Source organism: Actinoplanes sp. M2I2, from assembly GCF_023544445.1.
In the GTDB taxonomy this organism is placed as follows: domain Bacteria; phylum Actinomycetota; class Actinomycetes; order Mycobacteriales; family Micromonosporaceae; genus Actinoplanes.
Window position 1 is genome coordinate 121,049 of sequence record NZ_JALPVJ010000024.1, and the last position, 15,366, is coordinate 136,414.

At 71.9% G+C, this 15,366-nt stretch carries 19 protein-coding genes; 8 read left to right on the forward strand and 11 right to left on the reverse strand.

Annotated features, from left to right (window positions below; translation table 11 throughout):
- The first annotated feature begins 160 nt into the window (after positions 1–160).
- Both HJC40_RS36815 and HJC40_RS36820 read left to right on the forward strand, forming a co-directional pair.
- Positions 161–568: a hypothetical protein gene (locus HJC40_RS36815; protein ID WP_250008116.1), complete on the forward strand. Its 408-nt coding sequence runs from the start codon at positions 161–163 to the stop codon at positions 566–568.
- A gap of 72 nt (positions 569–640) precedes the next feature.
- Entirely contained in the window at positions 641–1,825 is a 1,185-nt protein-coding gene (locus HJC40_RS36820) for a low temperature requirement protein A (protein ID WP_250008117.1), read from the forward strand.
- 36 nt (positions 1,826–1,861) lie between these two features.
- Here HJC40_RS36820 and HJC40_RS36825 read toward each other — a convergent pair whose 3' ends face one another.
- Both HJC40_RS36825 and HJC40_RS36830 read right to left on the reverse strand, forming a co-directional pair.
- Positions 1,862–2,464 (reverse strand): zinc-binding dehydrogenase, encoded by a 603-nt coding sequence (locus HJC40_RS36825; protein WP_250008118.1) that lies wholly within the window; start codon positions 2,462–2,464, stop codon positions 1,862–1,864.
- A complete protein-coding gene (locus HJC40_RS36830; RefSeq protein WP_374273618.1) occupies positions 2,461–2,685 on the reverse strand; it encodes an alcohol dehydrogenase catalytic domain-containing protein in 225 nt (74 codons plus the stop codon). The genes HJC40_RS36825 and HJC40_RS36830 overlap by 4 nt, the downstream gene beginning before the upstream one ends.
- A 23-nt stretch (positions 2,686–2,708) precedes the next feature.
- On the opposite strand from HJC40_RS36830, the gene HJC40_RS36835 reads away from it, so the two are divergent.
- Positions 2,709–2,864, forward strand: coding sequence for a helix-turn-helix domain-containing protein (locus tag HJC40_RS36835; protein WP_374273607.1), 156 nt, complete (start codon positions 2,709–2,711; stop codon positions 2,862–2,864).
- Positions 2,854–2,976, forward strand: a complete 123-nt coding sequence (locus HJC40_RS45785; RefSeq protein WP_284044228.1) for a hypothetical protein — start codon at positions 2,854–2,856, stop codon at positions 2,974–2,976. Before HJC40_RS36835 ends, HJC40_RS45785 begins: the two co-directional genes overlap by 11 nt.
- A 31-nt stretch (positions 2,977–3,007) precedes the next feature.
- On the opposite strand, the gene HJC40_RS36840 is transcribed toward HJC40_RS45785, so the two are convergent.
- Positions 3,008–3,961 (reverse strand): AraC family transcriptional regulator, encoded by a 954-nt coding sequence (locus HJC40_RS36840; protein WP_250008120.1) that lies wholly within the window; start codon positions 3,959–3,961, stop codon positions 3,008–3,010.
- 182 nt (positions 3,962–4,143) lie between these two features.
- On the opposite strand from HJC40_RS36840, the gene HJC40_RS36845 reads away from it, so the two are divergent.
- On the forward strand, positions 4,144–4,509 hold the full coding sequence (locus HJC40_RS36845; protein WP_250008122.1) for a VOC family protein: 366 nt from the start codon (positions 4,144–4,146) through the stop codon (positions 4,507–4,509).
- Here HJC40_RS36845 and HJC40_RS36850 read toward each other — a convergent pair.
- The 3 genes from HJC40_RS36850 to HJC40_RS36860 form a co-directional block, all read right to left on the reverse strand.
- The gene (locus tag HJC40_RS36850; RefSeq protein ID WP_250008123.1) at positions 4,481–5,728 is read right to left on the reverse strand and encodes an MFS transporter; all 1,248 of its coding nucleotides are present in this window, start codon (positions 5,726–5,728) and stop codon (positions 4,481–4,483) included. The two genes, HJC40_RS36845 and HJC40_RS36850, sit on opposite strands and share 29 nt — an antisense overlap.
- Positions 5,729–5,883: 155 nt before the next feature.
- Entirely contained in the window at positions 5,884–7,158 is a 1,275-nt protein-coding gene (locus HJC40_RS36855; RefSeq protein ID WP_250008124.1) for an FAD-binding oxidoreductase, read from the reverse strand.
- Complete coding sequence (locus HJC40_RS36860; protein WP_250008125.1) at positions 7,155–7,613, reverse strand: Lrp/AsnC family transcriptional regulator; 459 nt, start codon at positions 7,611–7,613, stop codon at positions 7,155–7,157. Before HJC40_RS36860 ends, HJC40_RS36855 begins: the two co-directional genes overlap by 4 nt.
- Before the next feature lie 221 nt (positions 7,614–7,834).
- Between HJC40_RS36860 and HJC40_RS36865 the strand changes: the two genes are divergently transcribed.
- A complete protein-coding gene (locus HJC40_RS36865; RefSeq protein ID WP_250008126.1) occupies positions 7,835–9,040 on the forward strand; it encodes a saccharopine dehydrogenase family protein in 1,206 nt (401 codons plus the stop codon).
- 159 nt (positions 9,041–9,199) lie between these two features.
- On the opposite strand, the gene HJC40_RS36870 is transcribed toward HJC40_RS36865, so the two are convergent.
- Positions 9,200–10,630: a gamma-aminobutyraldehyde dehydrogenase gene (locus HJC40_RS36870; protein ID WP_250008128.1), complete on the reverse strand. Its 1,431-nt coding sequence runs from the start codon at positions 10,628–10,630 to the stop codon at positions 9,200–9,202.
- Between the two features lie 59 nt (positions 10,631–10,689).
- Between HJC40_RS36870 and HJC40_RS36875 the strand changes: the two genes are divergently transcribed.
- Both HJC40_RS36875 and HJC40_RS36880 read left to right on the forward strand, forming a co-directional pair.
- Entirely contained in the window at positions 10,690–11,673 is a 984-nt protein-coding gene (locus HJC40_RS36875; RefSeq protein WP_250008129.1) for a PAS domain S-box protein, read from the forward strand.
- Positions 11,674–11,713: 40 nt separating this feature from the next.
- Positions 11,714–12,268, forward strand: coding sequence for a hypothetical protein (locus HJC40_RS36880; protein WP_250008130.1), 555 nt, complete (start codon positions 11,714–11,716; stop codon positions 12,266–12,268).
- 1 nt (position 12,269) lies between these two features.
- Here HJC40_RS36880 and HJC40_RS36885 read toward each other — a convergent pair whose 3' ends face one another.
- From HJC40_RS36885 to HJC40_RS36900, 4 genes are read right to left on the reverse strand one after another with little or no spacing between them, the layout of a single operon-like run.
- Positions 12,270–12,920, reverse strand: coding sequence for a phosphonatase-like hydrolase (locus HJC40_RS36885; RefSeq protein ID WP_250008132.1), 651 nt, complete (start codon positions 12,918–12,920; stop codon positions 12,270–12,272).
- Entirely contained in the window at positions 12,917–13,747 is an 831-nt protein-coding gene (gene phnE / locus HJC40_RS36890) for a phosphonate ABC transporter, permease protein PhnE (protein ID WP_250008133.1), read from the reverse strand. The genes HJC40_RS36885 and phnE overlap by 4 nt, the downstream gene beginning before the upstream one ends.
- Positions 13,744–14,457 carry a phosphonate ABC transporter ATP-binding protein gene (locus HJC40_RS36895; protein WP_250008134.1) on the reverse strand — a complete coding sequence of 238 codons (714 nt, stop codon included), beginning with the start codon at positions 14,455–14,457 and terminating at the stop codon, positions 13,744–13,746. Before HJC40_RS36895 ends, phnE begins: the two co-directional genes overlap by 4 nt.
- Entirely contained in the window at positions 14,457–15,359 is a 903-nt protein-coding gene (locus HJC40_RS36900) for a phosphate/phosphite/phosphonate ABC transporter substrate-binding protein (RefSeq protein WP_250008135.1), read from the reverse strand. Before HJC40_RS36900 ends, HJC40_RS36895 begins: the two co-directional genes overlap by 1 nt.
- Positions 15,360–15,366: the final 7 nt, after the last annotated feature.

Below are 15,366 nucleotides of genomic sequence, written 5' to 3' on the forward strand. Positions count from 1 at the left end.
GATCCGCAGCGGGAACCGATGCCGGTCTGTCGAGGCGAACCTACCGCCCACGAATTTCCGGTGACACGAACGGGTTACCTAAAGCGAAAGCCCCATCCATCACGTGAACGGGATGATCAACTCATTCCGCAAGACGTCATGACGAAAGGGGTTTTTCAAGATGAACCGCGTTGCTCGGCTCCTCGCCGTTGCCGGTCTCGGACTCGGCGCTGCCGTCGCGATCGGTGCGGGCCCGGCCCAGGCCGCTCCCGCCGCGCCGCAGGGCACCACGCAGAACACCGCCGGTGCCTACTACGGCTACGACGACGACGAGGTTGTCGGCTACTTCCGCTCCCGGGGTGCCTGCGAGCGCGTCGGCCGCCTCGGCGAGTGGCGGGACCGCTGGGACGACTACGACTGCGAGCGGGTCGGCTTCGGCCACAGCCGTCGTGGTTACGTCCTGACGGTCGAGGACTGGAACGGCGGCTACGACAACGACAACTGGTACGGCGGCTGGTACAACAGCTACCGCGGCGGCGACTTCGGTTGGTACCGCGGCGGCCACAGCACGATCATCGTGCGTCGCTAGTCACCTGCTCCGCGTGCGGGCCACATCCCTTGGCGGGGTGTGGCCCTTCGCGTGACGGGGAACTGCGGGCCCGTGACCACCGACGACCGGCCCGCCCCCCTCATCCGGCCACCCCGCCTGCGGACCAGCGAGGACCGCGGCGCCTCCCGGCTCGAGCTCTTCTTCGATCTGGCCTACGTACTGGTCATCGACCAGCTGGCCATCGGCTTCGCCGACCATCTGAACCTGAGCGGCGCCGCGACCTTCGTCGGGCTTCTGATCGTGACGTGGTGGTCGTGGGTGACGATCACGCTCTACGCCAACAGGTTCGACACCAACGACATCCTCTACCGGCTGTCCAAGCTGGCCGCGATGGGTGCGGTCGTCGGCATGGCCGCTGCCGCGCTGGGCGCCACGGGCAGCGAGGGCACCGCATTCGCCCTGTGCTTCCTGGGCACCCGCGTCCTTCTCCTGCTGCTTTACGTACGGGCGTGGCGCCATGTTCCCGAGGCGCGTCACACGATCGGCATCTACATCGGCGGAGCGCTGGCCGCCGGCCTGCTCTGGACCGCGTCGCTGCCGGTCCACGGGACAGCGCGGTACGTCCTCTGGGGCGCCGGCATCCTCGTCGAGGCCGCGGCGCCCATCCTGGCCACCCGCCTCGGCGACAAGACCCCATTGCACCTCGACCACCTGCCCGACCGGTTCGCGCTGTTCGTGATCCTGGTGCTGGGCGAGTCGGTGCGGTCCATCGTGGTGGGCGTGCACGAGCAGCACTGGGTCGCCGCCTCGGTGGTGTCCGGCGCGATCGCCTTCACCGCCATCGCCGCCCTGTGGTGGATCTACTTCGACCTGGGCGGCGCGGCCGGCAAACGCGAGCTCGTCGAGGAGGGCGACAGCGAGGAGACCGGGGTCGCCGACGCCTACATCTACGGTCACCTGCCCCTGGTGATCGGCCTGGCCGTCGCCGCGGTCGGCATCGAGCAGTTCGTCGAGCACCCGGCCGGCGAACTCGGGGACACCGCCCGCTGGGCGTTGCACGGTGGCACGGCGCTCTACCTGGCCGGCGTGGCCATGGTCATGATGGGCACGTCCGGCCGCTGGCTCTCGGCCTGGCCGTGGCCGGTCGCCGTCATCCCGCTGGTCGCCCTGCTCGGCATCGCCGAGTTCCTGGCTCCCCTGGCGTCGGTCATCCTGGTGACCGTCGTTCTCGTGGCCACGGTCCTGGCCGGCATCCGGGCCCAGCGCCGGGGCGCGCTGCGCACAGCCGAGGCCTGATCACCCCGGCATCACCCCGGCATCACCCCGGCCGGCTCACCCCACGGTGAGCACGATGCGGCCGAAGACCTCGCCGGCGTCCATCCGGCGATGCGCGTCGGCCGCCTGGTCGAGCGGGAGCACGTCGTGCACGACCGATCGGAGCTGGCCGCGGGCGGCCGCGGCGAGGTGGTCGGCCCGGACGCGGTTCCGGTCCTCGACCGGCACGGTGTCGAGGCTGAAGCTGGCGTACGAGCGGGAACGCTGGAACGACCGCACCAGCGCCAGGCCGAAGTCGGGCGGCGGGAAGCCGGCGACGACCCCGGCCGCCACCATGCGCCCGTTGTCGGCCAGCCGGTCGAGCACCAGCGGCACGTCCGGCCCGCCGATCACGTCGAGGACGACGTCGAACTCGGCCACGGAGTCCCCGGCGCAGGACCGGTCGAGAACGACCGTGGCCCCCAGGTCCTGGAGCAGTTTGCCGCGCTCGGCCGAGGAGGTCGTCACGGCGATCGTGCTCGCGCCCTCGCGCGCGGCCAACTGGACGGCCATGATGCCGATGCTGCCGGCCGCGCCCCGCACCAGGACCGACTCACCGGACCGGAAAGGGGCGCGGGCCAGGCCGAAGTGGGCGACCGGCCCGGAGCAGCCGATGGTCACCGCGTCGACCGGGACAGACCGTCGGGCAGCTCGGTCACGTCTTCGAGCCGGACCACGGCACGCTCGGCGTAGGCGCCGCCGACGCCGGTGAACGCCCAGACCGGACGCCCGATCCACGACGCGTCGACCCCGTCGCCGACCGCGAGGACGCGCCCGGCCACCTCGCTGCCCGGGATGAGACCCGGACGGAAGCCGAAGCCGCTCAGGGTGCCCCGCCGGATGACCGCGTCGACCCCGCGACCGCGTGCTCGAGGCCGCGCGTGAGCTCTTCTCCGAACGGGGCCTCGGCGTGCCCATGCGCGAGATCGCCCGGCGGGCCGAGGTCGGGCCGGCCACGCTCTACCGCCGCTTCCCGCCTCATGCTCCTGGCCGGCCGGGCCCTGCCGGCCGTGCCGCCTGAGTCCCGCGGGGCGGCGGCGCGGCGCTTCGCGGCCCTGACGCTCGAGGCGTTCCGGGCCACCGGCGCGACCACCCCCCTGCCGCCCCCGGTCCGCGCCGGACGGCTTCTCTGAGTGCGGCCCGTTCTCGTCCCGCGTTCGAACCTCAGTAGCGCAGAGTGTCGCGGGGCGAGCGGCCGTAGGCGGCCCGGTAGTCGGTCGCGAAGTGGCCGAGGCTGAGATATCCCCAGCGCCGGGCGATCGCCGCGACCGTGTCGCCCCGGGTCGGATCGGCCGTCAACAGGTCGCGGTGGGCCCGGCTCAGCCGGACCCGTCGCAGGTAGGCCATCGGCGTGGTGTCCAGGTGCCGCCGGAAAGCCGCCTGCAGGGCCCGCGGGCTGACCCGGGCGGCCTCGGCGATCCACGCCGCGGTGATCGGGTCGCCGGCGTGCGACTCGATGTACGACACGGCCCGGCGCACCGAGGCCGGTGGCGCCGGCCCGACAGCCGGCCGGTGCGGCGCGGTCATCGCCGCGTTGGGAAAGGCGACCAGCGCGGCCGACGCGGCGAGCTCGGCAGCCGCGCTGATCGCCAGCGGGCTGCGCAGCGGCTCCGGAGCGCCGGCCAGCAACCGGTGCACGTACGACATCGTCTCCTGCCAGTAGCGGCCGAGCCCGGGCGAGACGGGTGTCACCCCTTCGAACCGGAAGTCGGCCCGGTCGATGCCGGTCCGGGCAGCGGCCACATCGGCGACCAGGCCGGGATCGAGGACGAGGCTGAAGATGTCGAAGTTCCGGCAGAAACTGGTCAGTGGCCGCCCGGGCCGGTGCAGCAGGACGTCACCGGGGCCGGTGAGGGTCACCTCGCGCCCGTCGCGGGTCTCGACGCTGCCGCCGGCCAGCGCCACGAAGGTCAGGCTGTCCTGCGGCTCGAACTGGACGGAGACGTCCATCGTGTAGCGGACCCGCGCGGCCCGCACCGGCCCGGCGTCGACCGACTCGTGCTGATAGCTGAACCGCCGCGCGGCCCGGTGGAGCCGGAACCGGTGACCGACGTACATCCGCCGCAGAATGTCGTGCGCCGCGCCGAGGTCCTGAGTGGCGAAATCGAGCCGGTTCACACCTTCCGTCAAACCTGATGGTGACCCTTCGGAATCCGGCCACATAACGCTAGAACTGCCCGCGAACGGAAGCAATCATCCCGGAAACGTAGCGTGTGCGACGAAGGTGGCGCCCGATGAGTTTCGGCCCGTCGGCCGGTCCTACCCCGTGACTCCGACCGATCGACCCGCTGGAGGTCCTCGTGCCCACCATTCAGACGATCATCGCCACGCCGTTCTTCGACCGGCAGCGCGCCTTCTATCAGGGGGTGTTCGGCGCTGTCGAGAAGAGCCGCTACCCGGCCGACGGAGACGTCTTCTACGTCGCCTACACGGTCGGCGATTCCGAGCTTGGCCTGGTCAACGAGCCGGAAACCGAGCACCCGCCGTCGGCCCGCATTGCCGTCAGCATCGCCGTGGCCGACGTCGACGCGCTGCTGGACCGCGTGGAGAAGGCCGGCGGCGAAGTGCTCGGCCCGCCCAACGACATGCCCTGGGGCGAGCGGGTGGCGCACATCCACGACCCCGACGGCAACGTCATCAACCTGACGCAGACACTTCCTCGCTGAGCCGGGGGAGGTCGCGGCCCAGCCGGGCCAGCGGCGACAGGGCCAGCAGGGCGGGCGACAGCAGCATCCCGGCGGCGGTGGCCAGCAGGGCCGGGCGCAGTCCCCACTGGCTCGCCAGCAGGCCACCGGCCAGCGAACCGATCGGCGCCATGCCCATCCCGGCGAACGTGATCGTCGCGGTGACCCGGCCCTGCACCGCGGCCGGCGTGACGGACTGCCGTACGGCCATGATGGTGACGTTGACCAGCTGGCCGAACGCGCCGAACACCAGGTTGATCGCGATCAGGGCGGCGACCGTCAGCCCCGGCCCGGCCGGCAGCGCGGGCACCAGGAGCAGCACGCCGTCGCCGAGCAGCGCCGCCGCGACGATCACCGGGCCGTACCCGAGCCGGCGGGGGAGCCGGGCGGCCAGCAGCGAACCGGCCAGCGCGCCCGGGCCGGTCGCGGCCAGGACCAGCCCGGCCTCGGCCCCGGACAGGTGCAGGTGCCGGGGCAGATAGACCAGGTACGTGGTCATCGTCGCGGCCAGCGAGAACTGGAACGCGGCCGAGGCCAGGCAGATCGCGCGCAACAGCGGGTCCCGGGCCACGAAACGCAGGCCGGCCCGGATCCGCCGGGTCTCGCCGGCCCGGTCCGGGCGGGGTTCGGGGTGCCGGATCCGGGCCAGGGACAGGGCCGACGCGACGAAGACGAGGGCGGCGGACCCCACCGCGACCGGGGCCGACAGCAGCGACGTCATCGCCCCGCCGAGCGCGGGACCGGCCGTCTGTGCGGCCGACCGGCTGCCCTCGATCGCGCTGTTGCCCGGCAACAGCTGGTCGCGCGTGACCAGACGTACGAGGGAACTCTGATAGGCGACGTCGAAGAGCACCGACAGGGCCCCGACCGCGAACGCCACGACCAGCAGCAAAGGCAGGCCGAGACCGCCGAGGAGGGCGGCCACGGCGGCCGCGGTCAGCGCGAGGGCCCGGCCCAGATCGGCCAGGACCATGACCGTACGGGTCCGCCATCGGTCCACCCAGACGCCGGCGAGCAGGGCGAGCAGCAGATGCGGGGCCTGCCCGACCGCCCGCAGGACGCCGAGGTGATCGGCACCGACGCCCAGCGTCAGGACCGCGAGCAGCGGCAGGATCACCAGGCTGGTGTGCTCGCCGAGCTGGGAGGCGGTCTGACCGGCCCAGAGAGAACGGAAGTCGGAGTTACGCCGGAGAGTGGGCACACGGATCCCTCGGTCGGGCGGGAACGTGCCGCGACTCGAGGCAGCACGCGATGACAGGCGTCAGCGCGTGCGGGTGCGACCGGGCATCTCTCAGCTCCTCCGAGGTACGAGTGTCGCCGCGCAGCCTATGCGGCACCGGGCTTGCGGCGCAGGAATTATCGCGCGGGCGCGGGGTGCTTCTCGAGGGCGTCGCGCAGGGTCGTCGCGCGCAGGGCGGCGTTGATGCCGAGCCAGCGCAGCGGCTCGGGCTCCCACCGGCGGGACCGGTGGCCGACCCACGGCAGCGTGGTGCGGGCGGTCTCGTGGCCGGCGATGAGGTCGGCCAGGGTGCGGCCGGCCAGGTTGGCCGCGGCCACGCCGTCGCCGACGTAGCCGCCGGCCCAGGCCACGCCGTCGCGCAGGCCGACCGACGGCATCCAGTCGCGCGGGATGCCGAGCGGGCCGCCCCAGCGGTATGCGATCGCGGGGCGGATGCGGAACATCTCGGCCAGCGTGTGGCTCAGGCTGTCGAAGACCTCGGGCACCTGGTCGTACGACGGCTCGATGCGCGACCCGAAGTGGTAGGGCGCGCCGCGGCCGCCGAAGGCCAGGCGGTCGTCGGCCGTGCGCTGGCCATAGATGATCATGTGGCGTTCGTCGGTGAACGTCTCCCGGCGACCCAGGCCGATGCGCTCCCAGGTCGAGGCGGGCAGCGGCTCGGTGGCGATCATCAGCGAGTAGACCGGGGCCAGCGCGCGGCGGTGGCCGGCCAACTGGGCCGTGTAGCCCTCGAGGGCGCGCACCACGGTGCCCGCGGTCACCGTGCCGTGGTCGGTCCGCACGGAACCGCGCTCGAGGGAGAGGACGCGGGTGCCCTCGTGGATCGTCACGCCCAGCCGTTCGACCGCGTCGGCCAGCCCGCGGACGAGCCGGGCCGGATGCAGCGCCGCGCAGTCGGGGCTGTAGACGCCGCCGAGCACGTCGGTGGCGTTGCAGACGGCCTTGGCCTCGGCCGCCGCGAGGAACCCGGGCGCCGACCGGGCCCGGCGTAACTGGGCCGGGGAGCGGGCCAGCGAGATGGTGCCGCCCTTGGCGTAGTGGCAGTCGATGTCCTCGGCCGTCGCGACCCGGCCGACCTCGTCGACCGCGTCGGCGAGGTTCGCGTGCATCGCCCGCGCGCGTTCCGGCCCGTACCGGCGGGCCAGCTTGGCCTCGCCGACCGGGAACAGCCCGGACGCCCATCCGCCGTTGCGGCCGGAGGCGCCGAACCCGCAGTACTCCGCCTCGAGCACCACGATCGACAGGTGCGGCGCGGTCCGCGCCAGGTAGTACGCCGTCCACAGTCCGGTGTAGCCGCCCCCGGCGATCGCGACGTCGTACGACCGGTCGCCGTCCAGCGGCGGCCGCGGCGTCACCGGGTCGAGGGTGCTCAGCCAGAAGGACGGCATCATCGGGTGCCCCACGCGTAGGTCTGTTTCGCGAGTTTCAGGTACATGAACGTCTCGCAGGCGAGCACTCCCTTGACCGCGCGGACCTTCTCGTTGAGCAGGTCGAGCAGGTGCTCGTCGTCGGTGCAGACGAGCTCGACGAGCAGGTCGAAACCGCCCGCGCAGATGACCACGTAGTCGACCTCGGGGATCTGGGCGATCTCGTCGGCGATGGCCCGCAGGTCGCCGGTCACCTTGAGCCCGACCATCGCCTGCCGGGCGAAGCCGAGCGTGAGCGGGTCGGTCACCGCCACGATCTGCATCAGGCCGCCGTCGAGCAGGCGCTGCACGCGCTGGCGTACGGCCGCCTCGGAGAGCCCGATGGTCTTGGCCAGCGTCGCGTAGGACATCCGCCCGTCGCGTTGCAGATGCTCGATGATCTGCTTGTTGATGTCATCCAGTGCCAGGTCCGCCGTCACGCCGCGATTCTGCCTTTCGCGCTGATGGACGGCAATGGAATCACTCGTCCGGTTCCCGCTGATCAAGGGAATCCGTTCCCGGGACGGCGGCCCGAGCCGCGCCGCGTCCCTGCGTTTATCGCAGAGTTGATCGCTCTTGACAAGCTTTTCCGTGGCGCGGAGGCTCTGCACGCACGGTTTCAGTGATCAGCGATCCTAAATGTCCGAAAGGTATGGTCAGCATGCGTATCCTCGCCGTCGGAGCGGGCGGTGTCGGATCCGCCGCGGCCGTCATCGCGGCCCGCCGCCCCTTCTTCGATCTGTTCGTGGTGGCCGACTACGACCTGGGGCGGGCCCAGCGGGCCGCCGCGGCGACCGGGGACGCCCGCTTCGTCGCGGCCAAGATCGACGCCTCGAGCCGGGACGCCGTGGCCGAGCTCTGCCGGGAGCACGGGATCACCCATGTCTTCAACGCCGTCGACCCGCGCTTCGTCATGCCGGTCTTCGAAGGCGCCTTCCAGGCCGGCGCGCACTACCTCGACATGGCCATGTCGCTGTCCCGCCCGCACCCGACCGACCCGTACCGGCAGACCGGGGTGAAGCTCGGCGACGAGCAGTTCGCGGCCGAGCCGGCCTGGCTGCAGGAGGAACGGCTCGCCCTGGTCGGCATCGGCGTCGAGCCCGGACTCTCCGACATCTTCGCCCGGTACGCCGCCGAGCACCTGTTCGACCGGATCGACGAGATCGGCGTCCGGGACGGGGCCAACCTGGTCGTCGAGGGCTACGAGTTCGCTCCGTCGTTCTCGGTGTGGACGACCATCGAGGAGTGTCTCAACCCGCCGGTCGTCTACGAGAAGGAGCGCGGCTGGTACACGACCGAGCCGTTCGCCGAGCCCGAGGTGTTCGACTTCCCCGGCGGCATCGGACCGGTCGAGTGTGTCCACGTCGAACACGAGGAAGTCCTGCTGATCCCGCGCTGGGTCGACGCCGGCAAGGTCACCTTCAAGTACGGGCTGGGCGGCGAGTTCATCGACGTCCTCAAGACGCTGCGCAAACTGGGCCTCGACAAGACCGATCCGGTACGGGTCAAGGGCGTCGAGGTGTCACCCCGCGACGTCGTGGCGGCGGTGCTGCCCGACCCGGCCACGCTGGGCGACCGGATGTCCGGCAAGACCTGCGCCGGTACGTGGGTGAAGGGCACCGGCAAGGACGGCGGACCGCGTGAGGTCTACCTCTACCACCTGGTCGACAACGAGTGGTCCATGCGCGAGTACGGCGCCCAGGCCGTCGTGTGGCAGACCGCCGTGAACCCGATCGTGGCCCTCGAACTGCTCGCCACCGGCGCCTGGACGGGCGCCGGCGTCCTCGGCCCCGAGGCGTTCGACCCGGTCCCGTTCCTCGACCTGCTCACCGCGTACGGAAGCCCCTGGGACCTCCAGGAACGCTGATCGCGCCGGGGTTTGCGCTGGGGAACGACCAGAACCGGCAATCGCCGCCGGTGAGATGGCACTCGATTTTCCGACGGCAGCGCTCTTTGCTGACGGCGGGAAATCGCGTGCCATCTCACCGGTTACAAGGCGATTGCCACGCGGAGCGAAGCGACGCCGTTAAAGCGCATGCATGACGTGCTTGAGCCTCGTGTAGTCCTCCAGGCCGTATACGGAGAGGTCCTTGCCGTGGCCGGAGTGCTTGAAGCCGCCGTGCGGCATCTCGGCGACCAGCGGGATGTGGCAGTTGACCCACACGCAGCCGAAGTCGAGACGCTGGGTCATGCGCATCGCGCGGCCGTGGTCCTTGGTCCACACCGAGGAGGCCAGGCCGTACTCCACGCCGTTGGCCCAGGCGACCGCCTCGTCCTCGTCGGTGAACTGCTGGACCGTGATGACCGGGCCGAACACCTCGTCCTGGATGAGCTCGTCGCTCTGGCGCAGGCCCGAGACGACCGTGGGGGAGTAGAAGTAGCCGCGCTCGCCGACCCGCGCGCCGCCCGCGTCGAGCGAGGCGTGGTCGGGCAGGCGGTCGACGAAGCCGGACACCCGGTCGAACTGGCGGGCGTTGTTGAGCGGGCCGTAGAGCACGTCCTCGTCGTCGGCGGCGCCGGTCCTGGTGCTCTTGGCCGCCTCGCTCAGCGCGGCCACGAAGTCCGAGTAGATCCGCGGCGAGGCCAGCACCCGGGTGGCGGCGGTGCAGTCCTGCCCGGCGTTGAAATAGCCCGCCTCGGCGATCGACGCGGCCGCCGCGGCGATGTCGGCGTCGTCGAAGACCACGACCGGCGCCTTGCCGCCCAGCTCGAGGTGGGTGCGCTTGAGATCGGCCGACGCGGCCGAGGCGACCTCCATGCCGGCGCGCACCGACCCGGTGATCGACACCATCTGCGGGGTCTTGTGGGTGACCAGCTGACGGCCGGTGTCGCGGTCGCCGACGACCACGTTGAACACGCCCGCGGGCAGGAACTCGGCCGCGATCTCGGCCAGCATGACGGTGGTGACCGGCGTCGTGTCGGACGGCTTGAGCACGACCGTGTTGCCGGCCGCGAGCGCCGGGGCGATCTTCCAGACCGCCATCATCAGCGGGTAGTTCCAGGGCGTGACCTGCGCGCACACGCCGATCGGCTCGCGCCGCACATAGCTCTCGAAACCGCGCATGTACTGACCGGCGGAACGGCCCTCGAGCAGCCGTGCGGCGCCCGCGAAGAACCGGAGCTGGTCGATCGCCGGCGGCAGTTCCTCGCTGGCGGTCAGGCCGAGCGGCTTGCCGGTGTTCTGCGATTCCGCCCGCACCAGCTCGTCGGCCCGCGCCTCGACCGCGTCGGCGAACTTGAGCAGCGCCTGCTGCCGCTCGCTCGGTGTGGTCTCCCGCCAGCTCTCGAACGCCGAGGACGCCGCCTCCATCGCCTTGTCGACGTCGGGCTTGCCCGACACCGGGGCCGACGCGAACACCTCGCCGGTGGCCGGGTCGATCAGGTCCTCGTAGCGTCCCTCGGCGGGCGCGGCCGGGGCGCCGCCGATGAAGTTGTGCAGCACGTTCTTGGCGGTCACGCGATCTCCAGACGCAGGATCTCCACTGTTTGGCAGCCATCTTCCCACTGATTCCGTAGGTGACAAGAGGGCTGCGCGACGAGTTCCGTGTCCTCGCTCAGCCCGGCGGCTTTCCGGCCGAAGCGGAGGGAGTGGGTGCGACAGTGGGCACGACCGGTGCGGACGGCCGGCTGAGCGACGCCGTCCGCCTGCTGCGGCTGCGCGCCACCGGGATGCTGCACGAGGGCCCGTACCCGTCGCTGGACCGGCTCGCCCGGACGGCCGCCCACCAGGTGCGGGCGTCCTCCGCGGTGGTGTCCCTGGTCGGAGCCGACCGCCGTACGGTCGCCGGGCAGTCCGGCCCGCTGCCCGAGCGCACCTTCTGCCTGATCGTCGTCGACACCGACGCGCCGTTGCTGATCTGCGACGCGCGCGCCGACGAACGGGTGGCCCGCCACCCGGCCGTGGCCGAGGACGTCATCGCGTACGCCGGATTCCCGGTCCGCAGCCCCGACGGCTATCCGCTCGGGGCGTTCGGCGTGCTCGACGACCGCCCGCGCGACTGGGAACCCCGCGAGCTGCTGCTCATCGAGGACCTGGCCGCCGCGGCCGAGACCGAGATCGCGCTGCGGACGAGCGAACGGGAGCTGGCGGCCACCACGCGAGGGTTGCGCCACCTGCTCGACAACGTGCCCGACGCGCACGTCGCGGTCGACACCTACGGCGTGGTGACCGGCTGGAGCCCGGCCGCCGAGCACCTGTTCGGCTACTCGGCGATCGAGGCTGTCGGGTGCGCGGTCGCCGACCTGATCATTCCCGAGCGCTTCGTGGCCGCGCACGCCGCCGGGCTCGCCCGCATGCACAGCGGCGGCGTCTCCACGCTGGTCGGCAACCGGGTCGAGCTGACCGCCCGCAACCGCCACGGCGCCGAGGTCCCGGTCGAGATGAGCCTGCTGCGCACCGAGGGCGGCTTCCACGCGTTCCTGCGGGACATCAGCGACCGGGAGGCCGGGCGGCGCGAGCTCGAGCAGGAGCGGGCACGCCGCGCCCTTCCGTACCCATGATCGTTGGTTCTGGTGGAAACCCGCAGCTCAGGAGTCAGACATGAACGCACTTCTCCGTCTCGCCACCGTCGGCGCGGCGCTCGTCGCCACCGTCGGGGCCGCCGCTCCCGCGTCGGCCGCGGTGACCTACGACCCCCAGACGATGAAGGGCTACGTCGGCCGGGGCGACGTGCTCAAGGCCTTCGGCTGGACCGACGCGGCGCTCGCGGCCAAGGCGTCCGGGCTGGTCTTCGACCACGACTTCTGGACCAACGACACGTACTCGGTGGCCTGCGGCAAGAAGGCGTTCCCGGTGACGCATTACCGCGAGTTCGGGCGCTACGAGCTGCGCAACGCGGCCGTGCAGGCCACCGGCCGCGCAGCCGCCCGGGGCTACGCCGGCAAGCTGGCCGGCTTCTGGCTCACCGGCCCCCGCTTCGGCGTCTCGGGCACCTCCGTGCCACCCGGCGCCGGCCAGCCCTGCCCCGACGCCACCCGCGGCAAGACCGTCACCAAGGCGCGGCTGGTGTCGTCGGTGAAGGGCTGGGCCCTGGCCGTCAGCTCGGGCGACGAGAACCGCCGCCTGCTGACCAAGGAGACCCCCAACCCGATCTGATCTAGATGGCCAGGGACGGCAGGTCACGCAGACTGTCGAGGATGTGGGTCGGCTTCTCGCGGTCGAGCTCGGCGCGAAGCTGGGCGCCACTGAGCACTCCGACGACGAAGCCCGCGCCCGCCGCGTGCCCGGCCCGGATGTCGAGCGCCGTGTCACCGGCGGTGAGCACGGACAGCGGGTCGGTGACCCCGGTGAGGCGCATCGCCCGCTGGATCATGTCGGGGCGCGGGCGACCCGCCGGGACGTCGTCGGCACACACCACGGCGTCCAGGTGCTCGCCCAGCCGCCAGCCGACGGCGGCCAGCAGCGGGTCGGTGACGGCGTGGTCGAATCCGGTGGTGAGTGCGACCCGTACCCCGGCGCGCCGGACCGTGGCCAGAGCCTCCGGAACTCCGGGCACCGGAACCGGCGGTTCCTCCGCGTAGGCGGCGTTGAGCCTGGTGACGAAGCGGTCGTGCAGGTGCTCGGTCGCGGCCGGGTCACCGGTCAGGGCGGCCAGCGCGGCCCGTTTGTCGGCGCCCATCCAGCGCCGGAGGTCGTCGTCGGAGGCCGGGGCGCCGTGCTCGGCGACGACCTCGGCCAGGACCCGGTAGACCGTCCCACCCTCCTCGATGGTGGTTCCGGCGATGTCGAGCGCGGCGAGGGCGATCATGATGCTCCTGCGGGGGCGAGGCGGCGGCGGACGACGGCGGACAAGCGGTCGACGGCGATGATCAGAACCAGGACCACGAGGATGTGGGTCAGCATCTGGTCGAACTGGAACAACTGGATGGACTGGTTGATGAGGAATCCGATGCCACCCGCACCGACCAGCCCGAGGACCAGGGAAGACCGCACGTTGACGTCGAAGCGGTAGAGCAGCAGTCCGACCATCTGCGGCATCACCGAGGGCAGCAGGGCGTGCGCCGCCACCTGGATCCGCCCGGCGCCGGCCGAGCGAAGGGCCGTGGCCGGGCCCGGGTCGGCGTCCTCGAGGGTCTCGGCCCACAGCTTGCCCATCACTCCCACGTTGTGGGTGACCAGCGCCAGGACGCCGGGGAAGGGGCCGAGGCCGACGGCGGTGACGAAGATGAGCGCGAACACCACGTCGGGCACCGCACGCAGGAACGACAGCAGACCGCGGGTGATCTGGTAGATCCAACCGGCCGGGCTGGTGCCACGCGCCGCGAGCAGGGCCAGCATCAGCGACAGCGGAACCGAGAGGGTGGTGCCGAGCAGGCCGATCCAGAGCGTCACGAGCGAGGCCTCGGCGCTCTCCCGCAGCAGCCCGGGCGACAGATCGGGCGGCACCGCCTCGGCGAGGAAGTCGGCCATGCCCTGCCAGCCGTCGACCAGGTCGGCGATCGAGATGTCGGTGGCCCGCCAGGCGATGACATGGACCGCCACGACGACGGCTCCGGCCACCCAGCCGGCGAGGACCGTACGGGGATTGCGCGGCTTGGGCGGGACCGGGGCCCGCGGTGCTTCGAGCACGCTCACCGGACTGCCTCCGGCTCGCGGTCGGCGTAGAGCCCGTCCACCGGCTGCCGAGGGTCGCCCTCCAGCACCACGGCGCCGTCCCGCAGGCCGACGATCCGGTCGGCGTGCCGCCGGGCCAGGTCGGGTTGGTGGAGGACGGCCAGGACAGCCAGTCCCTCGCCGTGCGCGAGCTCGGCCAGCAGCGCCAGCACCTGCTCGGCGGCGGCTGGGTCGAGCGCCGAGACCGGCTCGTCGGCGAGCACGACCGGCGCCCGCTGGCAGAGAGCCCGGGCGATAGCCACCCGCTGCTGCTGACCGCCGGAGAGGCGGCCGGCCCGGTCATGGGCCCGGTTGGCCAAACCAACTCGGTCGAGGCAAGCCATCGCCTCCTCGCGGACGTCGCGGGGGAACAGCGCCGGGGTCAGCGACCGGCGCAGCGGCAGCCGGCCCAGCGCCCCGGCGCAGACGTTGTCCAGCGCGGACCGGCGGCCGACCAGGTGGATCTTCTGGAAGACCAGAGCAATGTCCATGGTCCGGCGTTGCCTGTCGGCCACCGTGATCGATCCTCGCGAGACCGGGTCCAGTCCGGCGGCGGCACGCAGCAGCGTGGACTTGCCCGATCCGTTGGCGCCGAGCACGGCCAGGAGCTCGCCCGCCGCGACCTCGATGTCGATTCCCCGCAGGATCTCGCGGTCGCCGTAGCGGACGGCGAGCCCGGTCAGCCGCAGCATCAGACGTCCTTCTCGGTCAGACCGAGGGTGTCGGCCAGGTCGAACAGCGGCTGGTAGGTCGACTGGTCGACGGCGACCAGCGGGCCGGCCGGGTCGACGTCGAGCAGGGCGCCGATCTCCTTGACCGCGGTCGGCTCGAGATTGAGCAGAGCGTCCTTCAGCGCGGTCTTGAACGCGGCGTCCAGATCGCCGCGCACGGTGATCGGGTCGTTCGGGATCGGCGCCGAGGTCCAGACCTGACGGAACTTCGCCTGGTCGAACGTTCCCGACGCGGTCGCGGTGGCGAGCTGCTGCGAATTGATCTCGGCCGCGTCGACCGCTCCCTTGATCAGCGCGAGCAGCGCCTCCGGGTGGCCGCCGGCGTAGTTGAGCTTCAGGTCCTTCTGCTCGATGCCGGCGTCCTTGAGCGCCTTGCGCGGCAGCGCGTCGCCCGAGGTCGAGCCGATCGAGGACAGCGCGAGCGACCGGCCGCGCAGCTGAGCGATGCCGGTGATGTCGGAGTCCTTGGGCACCCAGATGCCGGCCGTGTAGGAGGATAGCTTGCCGTTCGCGTCGGCGAACGACGCGACGGCCTCGGCCTTGGCGCGCTTGCTGGCGAAGACGTAGCCGAGCGGCCCGAACATGGCGATGTCCAGCTTGCCGTTCTGCATGGCCAGCACCTCGGCCGAGTAGTCCTCGGTGACCTGCACCTTGACCGGGCAGTTGAGCTTCTTCTCCAGCGCTGCGCCGAGCGCCTCGGCGGCCGGGGTGAGCTTGGCGGGATCCTCGAAGGGCTCGACGCCGAACCGGATCTCCCCGTTGGGGCAGGTCGGCGAGGCGTTCCCGGCGGCTTCGCCACCACCGCAGGCGGTGAGGGCGAACGGGGCCAGCACCAGGGCGGCGACGAAAAGGCGAAGTTTCATGGCGGTG

Coding starts and splice junctions, on each gene's coding strand:
- HJC40_RS36815 (WP_250008116.1), top strand. CDS start 161: ATGAACCGCGTTGCTCGGCTCCTCGCCGTTGCCGGTCTCGGACTCGGC.
- HJC40_RS36880 (WP_250008130.1), top strand. CDS start 11,714: ATGAACGCACTTCTCCGTCTCGCCACCGTCGGCGCGGCGCTCGTCGCC.
- HJC40_RS36855 (WP_250008124.1), bottom strand. CDS start 7,158: ATGATGCCGTCCTTCTGGCTGAGCACCCTCGACCCGGTGACGCCGCGG.
- HJC40_RS36895 (WP_250008134.1), bottom strand. CDS start 14,457: ATGCTGCGGCTGACCGGGCTCGCCGTCCGCTACGGCGACCGCGAGATC.
- HJC40_RS36865 (WP_250008126.1), top strand. CDS start 7,835: ATGCGTATCCTCGCCGTCGGAGCGGGCGGTGTCGGATCCGCCGCGGCC.
- HJC40_RS36885 (WP_250008132.1), bottom strand. CDS start 12,920: ATGATCGCCCTCGCCGCGCTCGACATCGCCGGAACCACCATCGAGGAG.
- HJC40_RS36900 (WP_250008135.1), bottom strand. CDS start 15,359: ATGAAACTTCGCCTTTTCGTCGCCGCCCTGGTGCTGGCCCCGTTCGCC.